This is a genomic window from Microcoleus sp. S28C3, from assembly GCF_036700785.1.
GTDB lineage: Bacteria > Cyanobacteriota > Cyanobacteriia > Cyanobacteriales > Microcoleaceae > Microcoleus > Microcoleus asticus.
Map to the genome: position 1 here is coordinate 1 of NZ_JAUBPO010000198.1, position 5,493 is coordinate 5,493.

Here is a 5,493-nt window from a genome sequence, read left to right on the forward strand (position 1 = left end):
CCTGCGCTTTGCTGTTATTGGTTTTTGAGTTGCAAAGAAAAACCCCGACCTTTTGGGTCGGGGTTTTGGGTAAGGCCCTGGCGATGACCTACTCTCGCATGCGGATGCACACTACCATCGGCGCGTGCGCGTTTCACTTCCGAGTTCGGGATGGGATCGGGTGGTTCCACGCAGCTATGTTCACCAGGGAGAGGGTGGAGGGTCGCTATTGCCGGAAGGCTCAAGCGCTCACGCTCTCATAGGGTCTTGTGACGTAACAGTTTGGTTTGTCTTGGCTTCTGTGCCGAAGGGCAAGGCAACTTGAGGTTATATGATCAAGCCACACGGATCATTAGTATCGGTAAGCTCAATGCATTACTGCACTTACACACCCGACCTATCAACGACGTAGTCTTCATCGTTCCTTTAGGGGACTTGTGTCCCGGGAGATCTCATCTTGAGGCGCGCTTCCCGCTTAGATGCTTTCAGCGGTTATCGTTTCCGAACGTAGCTACCCGGCAGTGCCACTGGCGTGACAACCGGTACACCAGAGGTTCGTCCATTCCGGTCCTCTCGTACTAGGAACAGCCCCTCTCAAATCTCCAACGCCCACGACAGATAGGGACCGAACTGTCTCACGACGTTCTGAACCCAGCTCGCGTACCACTTTAAATGGCGAACAGCCATACCCTTGGGACCGACTACAGCCCCAGGATGTGATGAGCCGACATCGAGGTGCCAAACACCGCCGTCGATATGAACTCTTGGGCGGTATCAGCCTGTTATCCCCGGAGTACCTTTTATCCGTTGAGCGATGGCCCTTCCATACAGAACCACCGGATCACTAAGACCTACTTTCGTACCTGCTTGATCCGTCGATCTTGCAGTCAAGCACGCTTCTGCCTTTGCACACATTGCGCGATGTCCGACCGCGCTGAGCGTACCTTCGTGCTCCTCCGTTACTCTTTGGGAGGAGACCGCCCCAGTCAAACTACCCACCATACATGGTCCCCGATCCGGATTACGGACCTAGGTTAGAACGTCAAGCACATCAGGGTGGTATTTCAAGGATGGCTCCACCGAAGCTGGCGCCTCGGTTTCATAGCCTCCCACCTATCCTACACAGACGAACTCAACGTTCAATGTAAAGCTATAGTAAAGGTTCACGGGGTCTTTCCGTCTTGCCGCGGGAACGCTGCATCTTCACAGCGATTTCAATTTCACTGAGCCTTGGGTGGAGACAGCGCCGCTGTCGTTACGCCATTCGTGCAGGTCGGAACTTACCCGACAAGGAATTTCGCTACCTTAGGACCGTTATAGTTACGGCCGCCGTTTACTGGGGCTTCGATCAAGAGCTTCGCTTGCGCTGACCCCATCACTTAACCTTCCAGCACCGGGCAGGCGTCACACCCTATACGTCCACTTTCGTGTTTGCAGAGTGCTGTGTTTTTGATAAACAGTCGCAGCGGCCTGGTCACTGCGGCCTCCATTGCTGGAGGCGTACCTTCTCCCGAAGTTACGGTACTATTTTGCCTAGTTCCTTCACCCAAGTTCTCTCAAGCGCCTGAGAATTCTCATCCTACCCACCTGTGTCGGTTTACGGTACGGTCTTGCGTGAGCTGAAGCTTAGAGGCTTTTCCTGGAAGCGTGGGATCAGTGACTTCGTCCGATAGGACTCGTCTCGTACTTCGGCCTTAAAGGGCGGCGGATTTGCCTACCACCCAAGCCTTTGTACTTTCCCCGGGACAACCAACGCCCGGTACACTTACCCTTCTCCGTCCCCCCATCGCACTCACGCGAGGTGCTGGAATATTAACCAGCTTCCCATCGACTACACCTTTCGGTCTCGCCTTAGGGGCCGACTCACCCTGCGCCGATGAACGTTGCGCTAGGAAACCTTGGGCTTTCGGCGTGCGGGCTTTTCACCCGCATTATCGTTACTCATGTCAGCATTCGCACTTCCGATACCTCCAGCAGCCTTCTCAAGCCACCTTCGCAGGCGTACGGAACGCTCCTCTACCGCGCACACAAAGTGTGCACCCCAAGCTTCGGTATATCGCTTAGCCCCGTTAAATCTTCCGCGCAGACCGACTCGACCAGTGAGCTATTACGCTTTCTTTAAAGGATGGCTGCTTCTAAGCCAACCTCCTGGCTGTCTATGCCTTTCCACATCGTTTTCCACTTAGCGATAATTTGGGGACCTTAGCTGTGGGTCTGGGTTGTTTCCCTTTTCACGACGGACGTTAGCACCCGCCGTGTGTCTCCCGCATAGTCTGTCCTGGTATTCGGAGTTTGCCATGGTTTGGTAAGTCACGATGACCCCCTAGCCATAACAGTGCTCTACCCCCAGGAAGATTCGTGCGAGGCGCTACCTAAATAGCTTTCGAGGAGAACCAGCTATCTCCGGGTTCGATTAGCTTTTCACTCCTAGCCACACCTCATCCCCTACTTTTGCAACAGGAGTGGGTTCGGGCCTCCAGTGCGTGTTACCGCACCTTCACCCTGGGCATGGCTAGATCACCCGGTTTCGGGTCTACTTCCTGCGACTATGCGCCCTATTCAGACTCGGTTTCCCTTCGCCTACCCTATACGGTTAAGCTCGCCACAAAAAGTAAGTCGCTGACCCATTATACAAAAGGTACGCAGTCACCCTTGCGGGCTCCTACTGCTTGTACGCATACGGTTTCAGGTTCTATTTCACTCCCCTCTCCGGGGTTCTTTTCGCCTTTCCCTCACGGTACTGGTTCACTATCGGTCAGTCAGGAGTATTTAGCCTTGGAGGATGGTCCCCCCATGTTCAGACAGGGTTTCACGTGCCCCGCCCTACTCAATTTCATCATCGTGGCCCTTTCAAATACTGGGCTATCACCGTCTATGGCCAGCCTTTCCAGACTGTTTTTCTAGAACCATGATGACTTTTGGGCTGTTCCCCGTTCGCTCGTCACTACTCAGGGAATCTCGGTTGATTTCTTTTCCTCCGGGTACTTAGATATTTCAGTTCCCCGGGTTAGCTTCCAGCAGCTATGGATTCACTGCAGGATACCCTTGCGGGTGGGTTTCCCCATTCGGACATCGCGGGATCAAAGCCTATTGCCGGCTCCCCCACGCTTTTCGCAGGCTGTCACGTCCTTCATCGCCTCTGACTGCCAAGGCATCCACCGTATGCGCTTATTCGCTTGACCATATAACCTCAAGTCGCCTCGAGGCTGGTGCAAGTTTGCCTTGTTACAACGACACATGTTTCAAGATGGCCACCAGGGCTCTCACCCCACTGGCTCTCAAACGCTGTTACGTCACAAGTTATCAAAGAACCGAAAACCGACCTCAACGTCGGCCTCGCTTTATCTTTTCGTACGCGCTGTCATTCAGAGTTTTGGTGGGTCTGGGAGGACTCGAACCACCGACCTCACCCTTATCAGGGGTGCGCTCTAACCACCTGAGCTACAGACCCAAAATCTCGGGGAGTCGGGTTGGTGGAGCCAGTCGGGATCGAACCGACGACCCCCTGCTTGCAAAGCAGGTGCTCTCCCAGCTGAGCTATGGCCCCAAGCAAGCTTGGGTCACCGATACCGCGCCTTTGCGCGATGCTCTGAATGCAGGTGCCTTGTGCGGATGCCTGACAGGACAGTCAGTCATACTCTAAAGGAGGTGATCCAGCCGCACCTTCCGATACGGCTACCTTGTTACGACTTCACCCCAGTCATCGGCCACACCGTGGCAAGCGCCCCCCTTGCGGTTAAGCTACCTGCTTCTGGTGCAACAAACTCCCATGGTGTGACGGGCGGTGTGTACAAGGCCCGGGAACGTATTCACCGCAGCAATGCTGATCTGCGATTACTAGCGATTCCGACTTCATGGAGTCGAGTTGCAGACTCCAATCCGGACTGAGATGGGGTTTCTGGGATTGGCTCACCGTCGCCGGCTTGCAGCCCTCTGTCCCCACCATTGTAGTACGTGTGTAGCCCTGGCCGTAAGGGCCATGATGACTTGACGTCATCCCCACCTTCCTCCGGCTTGTCGCCGGCGGTCTCCTTAGAGTTCCCACCATTACGTGCTGGCAACTAAGGACAAGGGTTGCGCTCGTTGCGGGACTTAACCCAACATCTCACGACACGAGCTGACGACAGCCATGCAGCACCTGTCTCACGGTTCCCGAAGGCACTCCCTCATCTCTGAAGGATTCCGTGGATGTCAAGGCCAGGTAAGGTTCTGCGCGTTGCATCGAATTAAACCACATACTCCACCGCTTGTGCGGGCCCCCGTCAATTCCTTTGAGTTTCAGTCTTGCGACCGTACTCCCCAGGCGGCGAACTTAACGCGTTAGCTTCGATACTGAGCTCCGAAGTGAGCCCAACATCCAGTTCGCATCGTTTAGGGCGTGGACTACCAGGGTATCTAATCCTGTTTGCTCCCCACGCTTTCGTGCCTCAGCGTCAGTACTGGTCCAGGTGGCCGCCTTCGCCACGAGTGTTCCTCCCGATCTCTACGCATTTCACTGCTACACCGGGAATTCCACCACCCTCTACCGTACTCTAGATCGCCAGTTTCCAACGCACGTCCCAGGTTGAGCCCGGGGATTTCACGTCAGACTTAACAAACCGCCTACGCACGCTTTACGCCCAGTAATTCCGAGTAACGCTTGCACCCTTCGTATTACCGCGGCTGCTGGCACGAAGTTAGCCGGTGCTTATTCTTCCGGTACCGTCATCCTCCCAACGTATTAAGTTGGAAGATTTCTTTCCGGACAAAAGTGCTTTACAACCCGAAGGCCTTCTTCACACACGCGGCATGGCTGGATCAGGCTTGCGCCCATTGTCCAATATTCCCCACTGCTGCCTCCCGTAGGAGTCTGGGCCGTGTCTCAGTCCCAGTGTGGCTGATCATCCTCTCAGACCAGCTACCGATCGTCGCCTTGGTAGGCCTTTACCCTACCAACTAGCTAATCGGTCGTCGGCTCATCTTTCTGCGTGAGGCCTTGCGGTCCCCCACTTTCACCCGTAGGTCGTATGCGGTATTAGCGTAAGTTTCCCTACGTTATCCCCCACAAAAAGGCAGATTCCGACGAATTCCTCACCCGTCCGCCGCTCGCCGCCAGGGTTGCCCCCGCGCTGCCGCTCGACTTGCATGTGTTAGGCCTGCCGCCAGCGTTCACTCTGAGCCAGGATCAAACTCTTCAGTTAAAGCGTATTGCTTTAGCAGATCGGTCGATTCCTGAGCTTTGCGTCGCATGCTACAAAAACAATTGACAGTGCTCATGATCGAGCGTCTGCAAGATTGATGATGATCTCACCACCCTGCAGGCACCCGCACAAAACACCTGCGCGTACTTTCAAAGATCCGTTCCCTTCTTAGCGCCTTTCGCGCTGCCGGGCGTTTCGCCCGAGGGAGCCGCACACTATACAGCAGTTTCGAAGTTCGTCAACACCGCAAAGCGACAACTTTCTTCTCCACCCCCCTCCGCCGCGCCGCTCGTTTCCGAACCACCCAGCGAAGGGGCGCGAACTATAGGCAACC

2 tRNA genes and 3 rRNA genes are annotated in these 5,493 nt (G+C 55.1%); all 5 read right to left on the minus strand.

The window, feature by feature from the left end:
* Window positions 1–75: 75 nt before the first annotated feature.
* The 5 genes from rrf to QUA13_RS31135 all read right to left on the minus strand — a co-directional run bounded on the left by rrf (window position 76) and on the right by QUA13_RS31135 (window position 5,159).
* Window positions 76–188, minus strand: a 5S ribosomal RNA gene (gene rrf, locus QUA13_RS31115).
* A gap of 122 nt (window positions 189–310) precedes the next feature.
* A 23S ribosomal RNA gene (locus tag QUA13_RS31120) occupies window positions 311–3,161 on the minus strand.
* Between the two features lie 192 nt (window positions 3,162–3,353).
* Window positions 3,354–3,430, minus strand: a tRNA-Ile gene (locus tag QUA13_RS31125).
* Window positions 3,431–3,450: 20 nt separating this feature from the next.
* A tRNA-Ala gene (locus QUA13_RS31130) sits at window positions 3,451–3,526 on the minus strand.
* A 94-nt stretch (window positions 3,527–3,620) separates the two neighbouring features.
* Window positions 3,621–5,159 (minus strand): 16S ribosomal RNA (locus QUA13_RS31135).
* Together the 16S, 23S and 5S rRNA genes with 2 tRNA genes alongside form the textbook arrangement of a ribosomal RNA operon.
* Window positions 5,160–5,493 lie beyond the last annotated feature (334 nt).